This is a genomic window from Luteimonas notoginsengisoli (genome assembly GCF_042648885.1).
In the GTDB taxonomy this organism is placed as follows: Bacteria; Pseudomonadota; Gammaproteobacteria; order Xanthomonadales; family Xanthomonadaceae; genus Luteimonas; species Luteimonas notoginsengisoli.
This window is the reverse complement of the sequence record NZ_JBHRYF010000008.1, coordinates 745,980-761,900: the sequence shown is the minus strand read 5'-3', so window position 1 is coordinate 761,900 and position 15,921 is coordinate 745,980. Positions and strand designations below refer to the sequence as shown.

16 protein-coding genes are annotated in these 15,921 nt (G+C 70.1%); 12 read left to right on the top strand and 4 right to left on the bottom strand.

Annotated features, from left to right (window positions below):
* The first annotated feature begins 22 nt into the window (after window positions 1-22).
* The 4 genes from ACFOM9_RS11265 to ACFOM9_RS11250 all read left to right on the top strand — a co-directional run bounded on the left by ACFOM9_RS11265 (window position 23) and on the right by ACFOM9_RS11250 (window position 2,832).
* Complete coding sequence (locus ACFOM9_RS11265; protein WP_386710460.1) at window positions 23-928, top strand: recombination-associated protein RdgC; 906 nt, start codon at window positions 23-25, stop codon at window positions 926-928.
* Between the two features lie 80 nt (window positions 929-1,008).
* Complete coding sequence (locus ACFOM9_RS11260; protein ID WP_386710457.1) at window positions 1,009-1,362, top strand: hypothetical protein; 354 nt, start codon at window positions 1,009-1,011, stop codon at window positions 1,360-1,362.
* Window positions 1,363-1,493: 131 nt separating this feature from the next.
* A complete protein-coding gene (locus tag ACFOM9_RS11255; protein WP_386710454.1) occupies window positions 1,494-2,276 on the top strand; it encodes a M48 family metallopeptidase in 783 nt (260 codons plus the stop codon).
* Window positions 2,277-2,337: 61 nt separating this feature from the next.
* The gene (locus tag ACFOM9_RS11250) at window positions 2,338-2,832 is read left to right on the top strand and encodes a hypothetical protein (protein WP_386710451.1); all 495 of its coding nucleotides are present in this window, start codon (window positions 2,338-2,340) and stop codon (window positions 2,830-2,832) included.
* 12 nt (window positions 2,833-2,844) lie between these two features.
* Here ACFOM9_RS11250 and ACFOM9_RS11245 read toward each other — a convergent pair whose 3' ends face one another.
* Complete coding sequence (locus ACFOM9_RS11245) at window positions 2,845-3,771, bottom strand: alpha/beta fold hydrolase (protein ID WP_386710448.1); 927 nt, start codon at window positions 3,769-3,771, stop codon at window positions 2,845-2,847.
* Complete coding sequence (gene hemH / locus ACFOM9_RS11240) at window positions 3,762-4,778, bottom strand: ferrochelatase (protein WP_386710445.1); 1,017 nt, start codon at window positions 4,776-4,778, stop codon at window positions 3,762-3,764. Before hemH ends, ACFOM9_RS11245 begins: the two co-directional genes overlap by 10 nt.
* Window positions 4,779-4,987: 209 nt before the next feature.
* Between hemH and ACFOM9_RS11235 the strand changes: the two genes are divergently transcribed.
* From ACFOM9_RS11235 to ACFOM9_RS11215, 5 genes are all read left to right on the top strand, one after another.
* The gene (locus ACFOM9_RS11235; protein WP_386710442.1) at window positions 4,988-5,899 is read left to right on the top strand and encodes a lipid-binding SYLF domain-containing protein; all 912 of its coding nucleotides are present in this window, start codon (window positions 4,988-4,990) and stop codon (window positions 5,897-5,899) included.
* A gap of 70 nt (window positions 5,900-5,969) precedes the next feature.
* A complete protein-coding gene (gene tatA, locus ACFOM9_RS11230; RefSeq protein ID WP_386710439.1) occupies window positions 5,970-6,197 on the top strand; it encodes a Sec-independent protein translocase subunit TatA in 228 nt (75 codons plus the stop codon).
* A gap of 24 nt (window positions 6,198-6,221) precedes the next feature.
* Window positions 6,222-6,656, top strand: coding sequence for a Sec-independent protein translocase protein TatB (gene tatB, locus ACFOM9_RS11225; protein ID WP_386710436.1), 435 nt, complete (start codon window positions 6,222-6,224; stop codon window positions 6,654-6,656).
* The gene (tatC, locus tag ACFOM9_RS11220) at window positions 6,643-7,407 is read left to right on the top strand and encodes a twin-arginine translocase subunit TatC (protein WP_386710433.1); all 765 of its coding nucleotides are present in this window, start codon (window positions 6,643-6,645) and stop codon (window positions 7,405-7,407) included. The genes tatB and tatC overlap by 14 nt, the downstream gene beginning before the upstream one ends.
* Complete coding sequence (locus tag ACFOM9_RS11215; RefSeq protein WP_386710430.1) at window positions 7,407-8,099, top strand: RDD family protein; 693 nt, start codon at window positions 7,407-7,409, stop codon at window positions 8,097-8,099. The genes tatC and ACFOM9_RS11215 overlap by 1 nt, the downstream gene beginning before the upstream one ends.
* A 155-nt stretch (window positions 8,100-8,254) precedes the next feature.
* Here ACFOM9_RS11215 and ACFOM9_RS11210 read toward each other — a convergent pair whose 3' ends face one another.
* On the bottom strand, window positions 8,255-9,160 hold the full coding sequence (locus ACFOM9_RS11210) for a hypothetical protein (RefSeq protein WP_386710428.1): 906 nt from the start codon (window positions 9,158-9,160) through the stop codon (window positions 8,255-8,257).
* Between the two features lie 599 nt (window positions 9,161-9,759).
* A complete protein-coding gene (locus ACFOM9_RS11205; RefSeq protein WP_386710426.1) occupies window positions 9,760-10,494 on the bottom strand; it encodes a glutamine amidotransferase in 735 nt (244 codons plus the stop codon).
* Between the two features lie 123 nt (window positions 10,495-10,617).
* Here ACFOM9_RS11205 and glyQ point away from each other — a divergent pair, with 123 nt between their 5' ends.
* The 3 genes from glyQ to ACFOM9_RS11190 all read left to right on the top strand — a co-directional run bounded on the left by glyQ (window position 10,618) and on the right by ACFOM9_RS11190 (window position 15,919).
* Window positions 10,618-11,526 carry a glycine--tRNA ligase subunit alpha gene (glyQ, locus tag ACFOM9_RS11200; RefSeq protein ID WP_386710423.1) on the top strand — a complete coding sequence of 303 codons (909 nt, stop codon included), beginning with the start codon at window positions 10,618-10,620 and terminating at the stop codon, window positions 11,524-11,526.
* 132 nt (window positions 11,527-11,658) lie between these two features.
* Window positions 11,659-13,857, top strand: a complete 2,199-nt coding sequence (gene glyS / locus ACFOM9_RS11195) for a glycine--tRNA ligase subunit beta (RefSeq protein ID WP_386710420.1) — start codon at window positions 11,659-11,661, stop codon at window positions 13,855-13,857.
* Window positions 13,858-14,131: 274 nt separating this feature from the next.
* Window positions 14,132-15,919 carry an autotransporter assembly complex protein TamA gene (locus tag ACFOM9_RS11190; protein ID WP_386710417.1) on the top strand — a complete coding sequence of 596 codons (1,788 nt, stop codon included), beginning with the start codon at window positions 14,132-14,134 and terminating at the stop codon, window positions 15,917-15,919.
* The last annotated feature ends 2 nt before the right edge of the window (window positions 15,920-15,921 follow it).

Genomic DNA, 15,921 nt, shown 5'->3' with positions numbered 1-15,921 from the left:
CCACTCCCATCCCGGACCCTTCATGTTCTTCAGAAACCTCACCCTGTTCCGCTTTCCGACCTCGCTCGACCTGTCCGACCTCGACACCCACCTGGCCGAATTCCCGCTCAAGCCGGTGGGCGGGCTGGACCTGTCCTCGCGCGGCTTCGTGTCGCCGTTCGGCCGTGACGCCGAGTCGCTGAGCCACCGCATCGAGGACGCGATCTGGCTGACCGTCGGCGGCGAGGACAAGCTGCTCCCCTCGTCGGTGGTCAACGACCTGCTGGCCAAGAAGGTCGCCGAGATGGAGCAGCGCGAAGGCCGCAAGCCCGGCGGACGCGCACGCAAGCGGCTCAAGGAAGACCTGGTGCACGAACTTCTGCCGCGCGCCTTCGTGCGGCCGTCGCGCACCGACGCCATGCTCGACCTCGAGCACGGCCTGTGCATCGTCGACAGCTCCTCGCGCAAGAGCGCCGAAGGCGTGGTGTCCGAGATCCGCAACGCGCTGGGCAGCTTCCCGGCGCTTCCGCTCAACGCCGAGATCGCACCGCGTTCGGTGCTGACCGGCTGGATCGCGGGCGAGCCGCTGCCCGACGGCTTTTCGCTTGGCGAGGAATGCGAGCTCAAGGACGCCGCCGAGCACGGCGCGGTGGTCAAGTGCCAGCACCAGGAGCTGCAGTCCGACGAGATCGCCAAGCACCTCGAATCGGGCAAGCAGGTCACGCGGCTGGCGCTGGTGCTCGACGACCACGTCTCGTTCGTGCTCGGCGAGGATCTGGTGATCCGCAAGCTCAAGTTCCTCGACGGCGCGGTCGATCAGCTCGAGGGCACGGAAACCGAGGACATCCGCGCCGAACTCGACATCCGCTTCGCACTGATGGCTGGCGAGCTCAAGCGCCTGTTCGCGCTGCTGGAGCCGGCGTTGAAGCTGTCTAAGGCCGATGGGTGAGAGGCCCTGCGACGCCTTGAGGCCCCTGCACGTATTCCCCGGTACGGTCCAGTCCTGGGCCAACATCGGAGGTTGTCGCAATGAAACGAGATTTTGCTGCGTTCATGGGTGTACTGACCGTCGCTGCCGCGCTGGCGGTCCCGTCGCTGGCGGCCGCGGCGGATCCGGCGGATGCGGCGGATCCGGCTGACGCCACGATGCAGTTCCCCGACAGGCTCACGGATGCGGGCAAGCAGTTCATCGACCAGTGCTCCGGCGAAACGATCGCGGCCAGCGCCGATCCGCTGCTGGCATCGGCGCGCTGCCAGTCGCTGTCCCGGCAGTGGTATTCGCAGGCGGGCCAGACGCTGCCCAGGCAGTCCCGCAACGGCACGTTGAAATCCAACATCCCGACGCGCGACACCGTGATGCTGCCGGTGAACCGCGCGCTTTAAGCCAGCCACCGTGTTCGAATCCCGCGACGGCCCCGCAAGGGCCGTCGTTTTTCTTTTCTTCGCCGGCGTTTTGCCGCATCCTGACGCGTGACCGAATTCGTTCCTGCGCCCACGCGCACTGCCCCGCACGCATGTCTTCCCTGTTCCGCCTGCTGACGCCGAAGCCACGCGCGGTCGAGCGCGATACGCTTTCGTTCGCACTCGACGACGGCCGCTGCATCGAGATCCAGCGCGTGCGCGATCCGCGCGCGCGGCGCGTGCGCCTGTCGGTGGATGAACGCGGTGCGCGGCTGACCCTGCCGCCGCGCGCCAGCCTGGTGTCCGGCGAACGCTTCGTGCGCGAGCACCACGACTGGCTCACGCAGCAGTTGGCGCTGCACGATGACGACGACGGCGTGGCGCCGCTGCAGCCCGGTGTGACCGCGCAGCTGCCGCTGCGGGGACAGATGCTGCCGCTGGCCTGGCAGGAAGGCCGCTTCACGCGGCTGCAGTTCGACGGCGACGCGCTGGTGATGCAGGCGCCCGCGCGCGCCGGCCTGCCTGCGCTGCGGCGCGCGCTGCGCGACTTCTACGAGGCGCAGGCCCGCGCCGACCTCGGTCGCTGGATGCCCCGCTACCTGCCCACGTTGCCGCACGCGCCGTCGCGGATCCGCTTCAAGGTGATGTCGTCGCAGTGGGGATCGCTGGCCCCGGACGATGCGATGTCGCTGGACCTGTCGCTGGTGCTGGGCAGCCCGGCGGCGTTCGAGTACGTGCTGGTGCACGAGCTGTGCCACCTGGTCCATCGCGATCATTCGCCGGCCTTCTGGCGCGAGGTCGAGGCGCGCTGCCCGGACTGGCGCGCGCAACGACGCTATTTCCACCTCGAAGGCCGGCGGCTCAAGTCCGGGCTGCGGCGCCTGCTGGCCTGCTGACCGCGCCGATCGCGTTGTCCTCCCTGTCCCCGGCGATCGCCGGACTACAGCGATCCGCGTCGTGCCGTTTCGATCCTCCCACTGGTGGCTGCTGTTCGTCCTGTCATTGGCCGCCACGCCCGGCTGCCGGCAGTCGCGCGAGGCGTTCGCCGAATCCCCGCTCGAGCACCCGGACCTGCGGCTTCCGGTGCACGATGCGGCGAGGCCCGCACGCGAACGTCCACTGTTCACCCGTGGCGACGCACTGTCGCTGCCCGACGACTTCCCGAGCGACATTTACCTGCCCGCCAGCTATCGCATCGACAGCCTCATGGATCGCGGCGCGCTGCGGGTCGTCAGCCTGCGGGCACCCGGCCGCGTTTCGACGCTGTTCGAAGCCGCGCGCGCCAGCATGGACGGGCGCGGCTGGAAGCAGACCCTGGCGATGCGCGATGCCAGCGACGGCGCCCTGCTGAACTACGAAAAGGGCGACCGCGCCGCCGTGCTGTCGTTCAGCGACGACCACGACGCCGGCGCGGTAACGATGAACGTGCAGCTGCGCAGCGGCGCGCACTGACCCACGGCGCGTTCAACGCAGGAAGAAATCACCGATCGCCGCCGCCACCGCGCGCGGATCCTCCATGTGCAGGTGGTGGCCGCCGCGCAGCACGATGCGCTCGCCGCGCGGAAGCAGCGCGGCGTGCTCGCTGCGCAGCGGTTCGGGCAGGTACGGCTGCGGCGGATCGGCGTGCAGCACGCGCGTCGGGCACTCGATGCCGGCCACCAGGTTGCGCACCTGCGCATGGGTCATGCGCACCATCGTCGGCAGGGTGAGGCGCGGATCGCTGCTCCATTCGAAGCCGGCCGCTGCGCCATCGGCCTGCACGGCGCGCACGCCGCGTTCGACCAGCAGCCGCGCGGCCGCCTCGCCCAGTCCGTTGGCCTGCATCCGCGCGCGCACCGCCGGTTCGAGGTCGGGGAACACCCGCAGCCGCTTGTCCGCCAGCGCCCGCGTGGCCGCGACCGCCTCGCGCAGGCGCTGCGTGGTGCGTTCCGGCGCCTCGGGCAGCGCGCCCAGCGCCTCGATCGCCAGCAGGCGTTCGATCCGGTGCGGGCAGCCGGCCGCGACCAGGCTGGCGATGCCGGCGCCCATCGAATGGCCGAGCAGGGCGAATCGCTCCCAGCCCAGCGCGTCGGCGATGTCGAGCACCGAATGCAGGGCGCCGGCGAACGAGTAGTCCGCGCCGGGCGGCAGGTGCGCGCTGCGGCCGTGGCCGGGCAGGTCGGGCGCCACGAGTTCGATGCCGTCCAGGCCGGTGCGTTCGAACTCCGCCGCCAGCGGCACGAAGCTGGCGGCGTTGTCGAGCCAGCCATGCAGGGCCAGCACCCGCGGTGCGCCGGGCGCGCCGGCGCGCAGGCCAGTGATGCGACCGAGCGGAACGTCGAGCGCGAACTCCTCGAGCGCGAACCTGCCGGGCGATGGCCCGTCAGTGCCGCCGGCGCGGGTCAGCGCCATGCGTCCAGTTCGCGCCTGACCAGCGCCGCCAGCGCGTCGGCGTGCGCGGGAGCGTCGTTGAGGCAGGGGATGTACGACAGGCCACCGCCGCCCGCGGCGCGGAAAATCTCCGCGTTCTGCAGCGCGATCTCCTCCAGCGTCTCCAGGCAGTCGGCCGGAAAGCCGGGGCAGACCACGTCGACGCGCCCGACGCCCGCGCCCGCCAGCGCGCGCAGCGTCGCGTCGGTGGCCGGCTGCAGCCACTGTTCGCGGCCGAAGCGCGACTGGAAGGCGACCAGCCACTCGCCGTGGCCCAGCCCCAGCGCCTGCGCCAGCGCCGCGGCGGTGGCGTGGCATTGCGTCGAGTAGGGATCGCCGCCGTCGACCAGTCGCTGCGGGATGCCGTGGAAGGACAGCAGCAGGCGTTCGCCGCGCCCGTGGGCCTGCCAGTGCGCGCGCACGCTGCCGGCAAGCGCCGCGATCACGGCCGGATCGGTGGCGTACTGGTCGATCATGCGCAGCTGCGGCGCGCCGGCGGCCCTGGCGACGCGCTCCACCACGTCGGCCACCGAAGCGGTGGTGGTGGTCGAATACTGCGGATACAGCGGCAGCACCAGCACCCGCGCGCATCCCTGCGACTGCAGGGCGCGCACTTCGGTCGCGATATCCGGTGCGCCGTAGCGCATGGCGTGGCTGACGCGCACGTCCGGCAAGCGCTCGCCGATCGCGAGTGCCAGCCGTTGCGTGTGCACGGCGAGCGGCGACCCGTCTTCCATCCAGATTTGGGCGTACTTCTTCGCCACCCGCGGCGAGCGCAAGGGCAGGATCACGCCATGCAGCAATGGACACCACAGCCATCGACTGAGCTGCACGACGCGACGGTCATGCAGGAACTCCGCCAGATAGCGGCGCACGGCCGCGGCGGTCGGCGCACGCGGCGTACCGAGGTTGACGACCAGCACGCCCTGCGGTGCAGGCGTGTCGGACGCGGCGAGGTCGACGGCGCGGTTGGCGCCGGGTGCTGGCATGTCTGGTGCGGTTGGCATGGACATAGGATGGCAGGCCCGCCGGCGCTTGGCACCGTCGGCTGGCAGAATCGACGCCACGCCTGCACGCGATTGCATGGAACCCCTGCGCGGTTCCGCTGTCCTCAGAGTGGATTCATCCCCCCGCCACTAGCCTGAGCCGCCAGCGTCGCGCGATCCGCGCGTCGCCACGATTCCCGCCGGAGCCCGCCATGTCCCTGACGCACCCGCTTTCGCCGAACCGCACCTCCACGCCGCGCCTGGCATCGCTGGCGCTCGCGACGCTGCTCGCCCTGGGCGTGGCCACCGCGGCGCACGCCGGCGCCCAGGAGGACGCGCGCTCGGCCAACGCGGTGCGCGTGCTGACCGACATCCAGGCCATCCCGGAATCGGCGATCCCCGACAAGCTGCTCGACGAGGCCCGCGCGATCGTGGTCGTCCCAGATACGCTCAAGGTCGGGCTGGTGCTCGGCGGCCGCCGCGGCCACGGCCTGATGTCGGTGAAGAATCCCGACGGCACCTGGTCGAACCCGGTGTTCGTCAAGCTCACCGGCGGCAGCATCGGTTTCCAGGCCGGCGTGCAGTCGGCCGACGTGGTGCTGGTGTTCCGCAACGACCGCAGCCTGGAATCGATCGTCAACGGCAAGGTCACCCTTGGCGCCGATGCCGGCGTCGCCGCCGGGCCGGTCGGGCGCAGCGCCGCGCTGGCTACCGACGGCCAGCTCAAGGCCGAGATCTGGTCGTGGTCGCGCGCGCGCGGGCTGTTCGCCGGGGTCGCGCTCGACGGCGCGGTGCTGTCGATCGACGACGCCGCCAACGAGGCGGTGTACGGGCTCGATACCACGCCGCGGATGATCTTCGAAGGCCGCGCGCCGAGCGCGCCTTCGACGGCGGTGGTGGATTTCCGCGACCAGCTCGAGGAAGCCACTGCGGCGGCGCGCGCCGAACGCGGCACGGGTACGGCCGCGCAGGCGCCGGTCGCGGCGCAGCCTGCGACGACGATGCCGGAACCGCAGCCGTCCGCGCAGGCCACCCCGCTGCCGGCGGCCACCGATCCGCAGCCACAGCCGTTCGAAACCGTCGACAACCCGGCCACCACCGAGCCGTTGCCGCCCACGCCCTGACGCCTCGGCCGCCGCGCGCGGCGCGCTGCGCTATCCTTCGCACTCCTCCAACGTACATGCGAGACAAGCCATGGGCGGTTTCAGCATCTGGCACTGGCTGATCGTGCTCGCGGTCGTACTGCTGGTCTTCGGCACCAAGCGCCTCACCAGCGGCGCCAAGGACCTCGGCAGCGCGGTCAAGGAATTCAAGAAGGGCATGCGCGACGACGACAAGCCCGCCGGGCAGCTCGGCGACCAGTCGCGCACGGACGCAAACGCCTCCGACAAGCAGCGCGACGACGACCACGTCCAGCGCTGACGCCGCGATCCGCGGCGCCCGGCCATGTTCGACATCGGCTTTTCCGAACTCCTCGTCATCGCGGTGGTGGCCCTGCTCGTGCTCGGCCCGGAGCGGCTGCCGAAGGCGGCGCGCTTCGCCGGGCTTTGGGTGCGGCGCGCGCGCGCGCAGTGGTACTCGGTGCGCAGCGAACTGGAGCGTGAACTGGCCGCCGACGAGCTCAAGCGCAGCCTGCGCGAAACCGAGACGCAGATGCGCGACATCGATGCCTCGGTGCGCGCCGCGGACGCGGAGGCGCGTCGCGAATTCGACGCCATGCGCACCGCCACCAGGGCGCTGCCCGCGGACACCGCCGACCCGCCGCCTGCGCTGACACCCACCGACCGGCGCGACGCGCCCGGCTACGCCCGCGCATACGAGCCGGAGCCGGACGACGCGGCCGACGACGCACCCAGAGAGGCGCGCGATGACCGCGCCTGACGCCGCCGACGGCAGCCTGCTCGACCACTTGGTCGAACTGCGCTCGCGGCTGCTGCGCGGCATCGTCGGCGTGGTCGTGGCATTGCTGGCGCTGCTGCCGTTCACCAGCCAGCTGTACACCTGGCTGGCGATGCCGCTGGTCTCGCGGCTGCCGGCCGGGCAGCAGATGATCGCGATGAATCCGGCCGGCGCCTTCTTCGCCCCGATCAAGCTGACCTGCTTCATTGCCCTGTTCGCCGCCGCGCCGTGGCTGCTGTTCCAGGCGTGGGCGTTCATCGCGCCGGGGCTGTACAAGCGCGAGAAGAAACTCGCCGTGCCGCTGCTGGGCTCGGCGGTGCTGCTGTTCTACGCCGGATGCGCGTTCGCGTACTTGCTCGTGCTGCCGATGGTGTTCAACTTCCTGCTGCGCTTCAAGCCGGACATCGTCGCGATCACGCCGGACATCAACGCCTACCTGGAGTTCGTGCTGGTGATCTTCCTGGCGTTCGGCGCCAGCTTCGAGTTGCCGGTGGCGCTGGTCATCCTGGTGTTGCTGGGCTGGGTGACGCCGGCGCAGCTCCGGGAATGGCGCGGCTATGCGATCGTCGGCATCTTCATCGTCGCCGCGGTGATCACCCCGCCGGACGTGGTCTCGCAGCTGCTGTTGGCGATCCCGATGATGCTGCTCTACGAGGCCGGCATCATCGCCGCACGCGCGGTGGTGCCGAAGCCGGATCCCACCGACGCCGCCACGGACGACCGCGCGCGCTGATGGTCGCGGCCGGGTTCTGGCGCCGCTGCGCGGCCTGGTCGCTGGACGCGACGCTGGTCGGCATGCCGGTCGCGCTGTTGGCGTGGCCCCGCGCCCGGCGCATCGCCGGCGAACTCGGCACCCAGTACCAGGCCCTGCTCGAAACCGCAGCCCGCAGCCTGGGCGATGCGCTCGTATCCGGCATGCCGCCGGCGGCGGCAGCGACCCAGTGGCTCGCCGATCCCGCACTGCGCGCGGCCACGCAGTCGCTGCAGCACACGCTGTTTGCCTTGGCTTGGCCGCCGCTGCTGGGCTTCGCCGCGCTGGGGGCGCTCTATCACCTCGCGTTCGAAGCCGCGACGCGGCAGGCGACGCCGGGGCAGCGCGCGCTCGGCCTGCGAGTGGTCGACGACGAATGCGCCCGCATCGGGCATGGTCGCGCGCTGCTACGCCACCTGGCCGGCGCGCTGTCGTGGCTCACCCTCAACATCGGCCACGCGCTGGTGCTGCTGCGTCCCGATCGACGCGCGCTGCACGACCTGGTCGCCGGCACCCGCATGGTGCAGTCGTGCGCCGACGGCACGCCGCTGCCCACGTGGGCGCGCGCGTGGCTGGGCCTGCAGGCGCTGCTGCTGGTCTACGCCACGATGGCGTGCGTCGGCTACACCAATCGCGTCCTGCAAGCGGGACTCGACGCCGCGCTCGGGCTCTGATCTCTTCGTAGGAGCGGCTTCAGCCGCGAGCTCCTGGAGCACATCTACATTGCCCGTTGTTCCCAAGGGGCGAGAACACCGGCTGTTCGATTTCGATTCCCGGCCAACAAGAGTTCGCGGCTGAAGCCGCTCCTACGAGAAGCGCGCGGCAGGGCTCACAACTCGACCTGCCCCGGCGGCAGGGGCGCGGCTTCGCCGCAGACGTCGCGCCACATGAAATACATGACGCCGAACATCACCACGTACAGCATCAGCAATCCGCCGAGGTAGACCGGCGCGGCCAGAAGCACCGCCAGCGCGGGATGCACCAGCCCGCCGACCATGCCCAGCAGGCTGATCACCATCGCCAGCGCCAGCGCGAACGCGAGGAAACCCGCGAACACCACCATCGCCAGCAACAGGATCGGCAGCACGTTCTTCAGGGTGCCCGCGACCCCGTCGACAAGCGCGCTGCCCACGCCGCGTCCGGCCAGCGCCACCTGGCCGAAGCCGATCGCGTAGATGCCGCTGAAGAACAGCCCCGCCAGCGTACCCAGCGCCATCATGGTGCCGAAACCGTCGGGAACGTCCTGCAGCACCTTGGCCTGCGCTGCGGGATCGTTCTGGGTGCTGGCGCTGAGCAGCTCCATGTACCAGCCGGAAAAGTCCTGCCCGAACAGCGCCACCACCGCGACGAACAGCACGAGATAGGCGACGAACATCGCCACGCCGAAGCCGACCAGCCGGCCGGCGCCGCTGCCGGCACGGAAGGTGTCGAACAGCGCCGCGGCATGGGTCGGGCGGCCATGTTCGGCGGCATCGATCACCCGCAGCACGCCGCCGATCAGCAGCGGATAGACCACCACCATCGCCAGGGTGCAGGCGGCCATCACGGCCAGGCTCGCGGTCGTCCCGAGCCCGAGTCCGGACTGCAGCACCAGCTGGATGACGCTCGGCACCAGCCCGACCAGCGCCAGCAGCGCGACCGCGCCGAACACCGCGCGCGGATTGCTGCGCCCGATGTTGACCGCCTGCATCAGCCAGGACCAGCCGGCGGCAGGACTTCTTGCGTGGGTGGACATGACGTCTGGCGCCTCGCGCCGGGGGTGGGGAACAGGTGGATATCGTACGCGACCGGCGGTGGGGGAGCGGCTTCAGCCACGGGCTTTCGAAGGACGGGAATCGGGAGAGCTTCCCGCCTTTGCCCGGTCGGAAAAAGTTCTTCTTCCGACCGGGGAAAAGCACTGCTTCTGCAATGACCGGGCGCAGGGTACGAATGCCCTTGGGTACGAATGTCCTCCGGCGTCGGCTTGTTGCCGACGCCTCCCCCTTGATTTCGCACCCAAGGACATTCGCACCCTGCGTTCCAACCTGCGCGGCGGTTCATAGCGAAGACAGGAGCCCGGCTTTCCGCAAGTCTGCAACCCGATCGTCCGGCGCGGCCTGCAGGCCTTCGGGACAAATCAAGGAGGAGGCATTCGCCGCAGGCGAAGCCAGGGGACATTTGCCCCGAAGGCCTGCAGGTCGCGCCGGATCCGTCAGGTCGCGGCGAGGCGCACGATCGGACACGAAGCAGGAGCCGCCCAGGCAGCAGGCGAAGGGCCTCGGAAAAGGGGGCGGAATTTGCTTCGGAAAGCTCGCGGCTGAAGCCGCTCCCACGACAGCTCGACAGCAGTGGCGCTCAGCGGCGACGCGGCATACTGGCACGTGCGTGCCGCACGAAACGCCGCAACACCCGGCGCGCATGTGGCGCCGCAGACACATCGCTCGCCAGCGCCCTGGGGCAGCGTCCTTCCTTCGCCAGCGCCTCCGCGCGCGCCTGCACGTAACCGCGCATGTGCACGGTGCCGAACTCGGGATGGAACTGCACGCCCCACGCGGCGTCGCCCCAGCGGAAGGCGTGGCAGTCATCGTGCACGGAGCGCGCCAGCACCGTGGCGCCCTCGGGCGCGCGCAATACGCTCTGCAGGTGCGTGGCCTGGACCGCGAAGCTGTCCGGAAGCCCGCCGAACAGCGGGTCGGACGCCGCCTCCGGCAGCAGGTCGATCGCCACCGTCCCCATCTCGCGCCCGTTCGGGTTGTCGCCGACGTCGCCACCGAGCGCATGCGCCAGCAGCTGGTGGCCGTAGCAGATGCCAAACACCGGCGTGCCCGCCTGCACCGCCCCGCGCAGCCACTGCGCGCTGCGTTCGCTCCAGTCGCGGCGCTCGGTCACCATCGCCCCGGAGCCGGTGATGATCACCCCGGCCAGGCCGTCGTGCGGCGGCAGCGCGGCGCCGCCTGCGACGTCCAGCGCGAAGGCTTCGTCGCGTGCCAGTCCGGCGGCGCTGCGGATCCAGTGCGGAAAGCGGCCATGGCGACGCATGGAAGCGACCGGCTGGCCGGTTTCGACGATCAGGAACGGCTTGCGGGACATGGCTTTCCGAAGGGCGCGGGCAGGCCGCGATTATCCCTGCCGGGGTGCGCGGCGTCGCCTGCTCCCGGCGGGCGCCCGCAGCCCGCCCGCTATACTGGCCGGCCTTTCCAGCGACCCACGGCGATGCAGGGACCGACGTTCCAGGCGCTCATCCAGAAGCTCAACGCCTATTGGGCGGCGTGCGGCTGCGTGCTGGTGCAGCCGCTCGACCTCGAGGTCGGCGCCGGCACCTTCCACCCGGCCACCTTCCTGCGTTCGCTCGGCCCGGAGCCGTGGAACGCCGCGTACGTGCAGCCCTGCCGCCGCCCCACCGATGGCCGCTACGGGCAGAACCCCAACCGCCTGCAGCGCTATTACCAGTACCAGGTGGTGATGAAGCCCTCGCCCGACAACATCGTCGAGCTGTACTTCAACTCGCTCAAGGAGCTGGGCATCGATCCGCTGGTGCACGACCTGCGGCTGGTCGAGGACAACTGGGAATCGCCGACGCTGGGCGCCTGGGGCCTGGGTTGGGAAGTGTGGTTGAACGGGATGGAGGTCACCCAGTTCACCTATTTCCAGCAGGCGGGCGGCCTGGAATGCCGGCCGGTGCTGGGTGAGATCACCTACGGCCTCGAGCGGCTGTGCATGTACCTGCAGAACGTCGACGACGTGTTCGACATCATCTGGACCCATGGCCCGGACGGCACGCCGGTGACCTACCGCGACGTCTACCACCAGAACGAAGTCGAGCAGAGCGCGTACAACTTCGAGCATGCGGACGTGGCGGAGCTGTTCCACCGCTTCGACGCCTGCGAGGCCGAGGCGTTGCGCCTGGTCGAGCTCGACCTGCCGCTGCCCGCCTACGAACAGGTGATGAAGGCCTCCCACAGCTTCAACCTGCTCGACGCGCGCCGCGCGATCAGCGTCACCGAGCGACAGCGCACGATCCTGCGGGTGCGCAAGCTGTCGCAGGCGGTGGCCGAAAGCTACCTGGCACAGCGCGAGAAGCTCGGGTTTCCAGGGCTGAAGCAGGCGGCCAAGGCTGCGTGAACTCATTCCTTCCCCGTCACGGGGAAGGCTGGGGTGGGGAAGGGTTTCCATGAAGGCGCGCCGCCGTCCCGGACACCCGTCCCGACCTAAATCCTCCCCTTGAAGGGGGGACTTCAAGGCAAGAGGCTTTCGATGTCCGACACCACATCCCTGCTCATCGAACTGGGCACCGAAGAGCTGCCGGTCAAGGCGCTTCCCGGGCTGGCACAGGCGCTGTTCGACGGCGTCGTCGACGCGCTGGGCAAGCGCGGCATCGCCGTGGAGCCAGCCGGGGCGAAGCCGCTCTACTCGCCGCGGCGCCTGGCGGTGCTGCTGCCTTCGGTCGCCGGCGAGCAGCCCGAACAGGCTTCGGAAGTCCTCGGCCCCTATCTCAACATCGCCCTGGACGCCGATGGCCAGCCGACGCGCGCGCTGCAAGGGTTCGCGGCCAAGGCGGGCGTCGAGTGGACCGCGCTCGAGCGCACCAGCGACGCCAAGGGCGAGCGCTTCGTCCACCGTGCGGTGAAGCCGGGCGTGGCCACGCGCGCGCTGCTGCCGGAGATCCTGCGCGAGGCGGTCGCGGCGATGCCGATCCCCAAGCCGATGCGCTGGGGCGGCCACGACCACGCCTTCGCGCGCCCGCTGCACTGGCTGGTGCTGCTGCTGGGCGGCGACGTGGTGGAAGGCGAACTGTTCGGCATCCAGGCCGACCGCATGAGCCGCGGCCATCGCTTCATGCACGACAAGCCGGTGTGGATCGGGCGCGCCGAGGATTACGTCGACGCCCTGCGCGGCGCAAAGGTGCTGGTCGATCCCGACGAGCGCCGCGCGCGCATCGTGGCCGAGGTCGAGGCCGCGGCTAAGCAGGCCGGCGGCAGCGCGCGGATCGAGGCGGGCAACCTTGCCGAGGTGAACTGCCTGGTCGAATGGCCCAAGTCGGTGGCGTGCGCGTTCGAGGCCGGCTTCCTCGCCGTGCCACAGGAGGCGCTCATCACCACGATGGAGGCGAACCAGAAGTTCTTCCCGGTGCTCGGTGAAGGCGGACGCCTGTCCGAGCATTTCATCGGCATCGCCAACATCGCGTCGAAGGACGAGAGCGAGATCCGCAAGGGCTACGAGCGCGTGATCCGCCCGCGCTTCGCCGACGCGCAGTTCTTCTTCGTCGAGGACATGAAGCAGGGCCTGGCGTCGATGAATGACGGCCTGAAGACCGTGACCTACCAGGCGAAGCTCGGCACGGTGGCCGACAAGGTCGCGCGCGTGGCCGCGCTGGCCGAAGCGATCGCGCCGCAGGTTGGCGCCGACCCGGCGCTGGCCAGGCGCGCAGCGGCGCTGTCGAAGGCCGACCTGCAGTCGCGCATGGTCAACGAGTTCCCCGAGCTGCAGGGCATCGCCGGGCGCTACTACGCGATGCAGGACGCCGCGCTCGAGGACCTGTCGCATGATGACCGTCTTGCGCTGGCCAACGCGCTCGACGAGGCCTGGCAGCCGCGGTTTGCCGCGGACGACATCGCGCTGTCGAAGCTTGGCAAGGTGCTGGCGATCGCCGAGCGCCTGGACACGCTGGCCGGCGGGTTCGCCGCGGGTCTGAAGCCGACGGGCAACAAGGATCCGTTCGCGCTGCGGCGCAACGCGCTGGGGCTGGCGCGGACGATCATCGAATCTGGTTTCGATCTTCACCTGCTAGAGCTGAGCAAATTGGCGATTCAACATGTTGCCGATCACATGGCAACTGCAGAAGCCGATCGCCTCGCTCACGCCATGGATGCCGCAAAAAGAATGGGCGTCCAAGCCAAGAGTGCAAGCGTGTCGCTTTGGTCACCAGTTCCGGAAACTGTCGCACCTGCAGTTTACGAGTTCATCCTCGACCGGCTCCGCGGCTACTACGCCGACAAGGGCGTGCCGGTGCAGCATTTCAACGCCGTCGCCGAGCTGCGTCCGGCCTCGCTGTACGACTTCGACCGCCGCATCGACGCCATCGGCACGTTCGCCCAGCTGCCCGAGGCCGAGGCGCTGGCCGCGGCCAACAAGCGCATCAACAATATCCTGAAGAAGGCCGGCGACGAGGTCCCGGCCACGGTCGACCGCGCGCTGCTGAAGGAGCCGGCCGAGGCCGCGCTGGCCGAAGCCGTGGAAGCCGTGTACGCCGAAACCGGCCACGCGCTGGCGCACGGCGACTACGTCGATGCGCTCGCGCATCTGGCGCGGCTGCGGCCCCAGGTCGATGCGTTCTTCGACGGCGTGATGGTCAACGTCGACGACGCGCCGCTGCGCAACAACCGGCTCGCGCTGCTGCGGCGACTGTCGGAGCGGCTGGGCAGCGTCGCGGCGATCGAGCATCTGTCGGGCTGAGCACAGGCCTGCCAGGGTGCATGCCCGCTTGCCTCGATCCGTAATTTGCCGCCGGATTGTTGTTGTGGCAGCGGCTTCAGCCGCGAGCTTTACCCCATGACGCGACCCTGGCCAAAACGCTCGCGGCTGAAGCCGCTCCACTAGACGTTGGCTTGATCCTGTGGTCCCGCGCTGCCGTCAGCAGCTACCGGCGCTTGATGCATGGGCCGACCCATGACGCGTCAACCATCGATCCGTTAATCGGTTCTTGATCGGCGCCGGGTATCCTCCCCGCATGCCCCCGGCTCTCCCCCGCATCGCCGCCGCTGCCGCGCTCCTGTTCGTCCTCCTGTTCGCCTCCGCCACCGCGGGCGCGGCGACCGTGCGCTCGGTCGAGATCCACGGGCTCGACGACGGGATGACCGAAAACGTGCGCGTCTCGCTGTCGCTGGTCGAGGCGATCGGCAAGGACGTCACCGGCCGTCGGCTGGGCTACCTGGTGCGCGAGGCCGACGACGAGGCGCGCGAGGCGCTGGAGCCGTTCGGCTACTACTCGCCGGAAATCACCGTCGAGCGCAACCGGACCGACGGCGGCACCGACGTGGTGATCACCATCCAGCCGGGCGAACCGGTGCGGGTGCGCGACGCCGACGTCGCGATCCTCGGAGAGGGCGGCCGCGATCGTTACCTCCGGCAGGACCTTGGCAAGTTCAGGCCCGACACCGGCGACGTGTTCAACCATGCCCTGTACGAAGCCAGCAAGACCCGGATCACCCGGCGCCTGGCCGAGCGCGGCTACTTCGACGCCGACTTCGCCTCGCACCGGGTCGAGGTGACGCGCGCGGAAAACGCCGCCGACATCGACCTGGTGTGGACCAGCGGCGCGCGCTACGACATGGGCGCAACCACGTTCACCCAGTCGCCGAAACAGGTGGTGGGCAACCGGCTGCTGCAGAAGCTGGTGTACTGGGAGGAAGGCCAGTACTACCACCAGGGCCGGCTCGACCGCCTGCGCCAGTCGCTCATCGCGCTGGATTACTTCAGCCGCATCGACATCCAGCCGCAGCCCGACCAGGCCGTGGACGGACGCGTGCCGGTGCAGGTGGCGTTGACGCCGGCCAAGCGCGACGTCTACACCGCGGGCCTGAGCTACGGCACCGAGAGCGGACCGGGCGTGCGCTTCGGGCTGGAACGTCGCTACGTCAACCAGCGCGGGCACAAAGCGCTGACGCAACTGGACTACGCGCAGAAGCGCAAGACCCTCACGCTGCAATACCGGATCCCCGCGTTCGCCTGGCTCGACGGCTGGTACACCGCCAGCCTGCAGTTCGCCGACGAGCAGACCGACTACATCGACTCGCGGCGGGTGGAGTTCGTCGCCAGCCGCAGCGGCCAGTACAACCGCCATCTCAACCTGGTCGCCTCGCTGCACGTGCTGCGCGAGCGCTGGGCCTACGTGGCCGAGGACGACAACAACCCCGACACGCCGACCGCGTACCGCTTCGCGACGTTCGCGTTCCCGGCGCTGCGGGCCGAATACATCGACGTCGACGACAAACTGTTCCCGCGTCGCGGCATCGGCGGCTCGGTCATGCTGCGCGGCGGCGCGGAAGGCGCTGGCTCCGATGCCAGCTTCGCCCAGGTGCATGCGCGCGCCAGCTGGTTCAAGGGCCTGGGCGAACGCAACCGGCTGATCGTGCGCGGCGAAATCGGCCACACCTTCACCGACGCGCTCACCGCGATGCCGCCGAGCCTGCGCTTCTACGCCGGCGGCGACCGCAGCATCCGCGGCTACGAATGGCGCGAGGTCGGCCCGCGCCTCGGCGACTTCTCGATCGGCGCCAAGAACGTGGTGACCGCCAGCGGCGAGTTCGAGCACTACTTCAACGACAGCTGGGGCGGCGCGGTGTTCGTCGACAGCGGCAGCGCGTTCGACGGCACGGACGCGGACTGGCGCACCGGCGTCGGCGTCGGCGTGCGCTGGAAATCGCCGGTCGGCCCGCTGCGCTTCGACATCGCGCGCGGCCTCGACCATCCCGACTCGCCGTTCACCATCGGCCTGAGCATCGGGGCGGAGTTCTGAGC

Coding starts and splice junctions, on each gene's coding strand:
- ACFOM9_RS11190 (WP_386710417.1), top strand. CDS start 14,132: ATGCCCCCGGCTCTCCCCCGCATCGCCGCCGCTGCCGCGCTCCTGTTC.
- tatA (WP_386710439.1), top strand. CDS start 5,970: ATGGGCGGTTTCAGCATCTGGCACTGGCTGATCGTGCTCGCGGTCGTA.
- hemH (WP_386710445.1), bottom strand. CDS start 4,778: ATGCCAGCACCCGGCGCCAACCGCGCCGTCGACCTCGCCGCGTCCGAC.
- ACFOM9_RS11265 (WP_386710460.1), top strand. CDS start 23: ATGTTCTTCAGAAACCTCACCCTGTTCCGCTTTCCGACCTCGCTCGAC.
- glyS (WP_386710420.1), top strand. CDS start 11,659: ATGTCCGACACCACATCCCTGCTCATCGAACTGGGCACCGAAGAGCTG.
- ACFOM9_RS11205 (WP_386710426.1), bottom strand. CDS start 10,494: ATGTCCCGCAAGCCGTTCCTGATCGTCGAAACCGGCCAGCCGGTCGCT.
- ACFOM9_RS11215 (WP_386710430.1), top strand. CDS start 7,407: ATGGTCGCGGCCGGGTTCTGGCGCCGCTGCGCGGCCTGGTCGCTGGAC.
- ACFOM9_RS11255 (WP_386710454.1), top strand. CDS start 1,494: ATGTCTTCCCTGTTCCGCCTGCTGACGCCGAAGCCACGCGCGGTCGAG.
- ACFOM9_RS11260 (WP_386710457.1), top strand. CDS start 1,009: ATGAAACGAGATTTTGCTGCGTTCATGGGTGTACTGACCGTCGCTGCC.
- ACFOM9_RS11210 (WP_386710428.1), bottom strand. CDS start 9,160: ATGTCCACCCACGCAAGAAGTCCTGCCGCCGGCTGGTCCTGGCTGATG.
- tatC (WP_386710433.1), top strand. CDS start 6,643: ATGACCGCGCCTGACGCCGCCGACGGCAGCCTGCTCGACCACTTGGTC.
- ACFOM9_RS11245 (WP_386710448.1), bottom strand. CDS start 3,771: ATGGCGCTGACCCGCGCCGGCGGCACTGACGGGCCATCGCCCGGCAGG.
- tatB (WP_386710436.1), top strand. CDS start 6,222: ATGTTCGACATCGGCTTTTCCGAACTCCTCGTCATCGCGGTGGTGGCC.
- glyQ (WP_386710423.1), top strand. CDS start 10,618: ATGCAGGGACCGACGTTCCAGGCGCTCATCCAGAAGCTCAACGCCTAT.
- ACFOM9_RS11235 (WP_386710442.1), top strand. CDS start 4,988: ATGTCCCTGACGCACCCGCTTTCGCCGAACCGCACCTCCACGCCGCGC.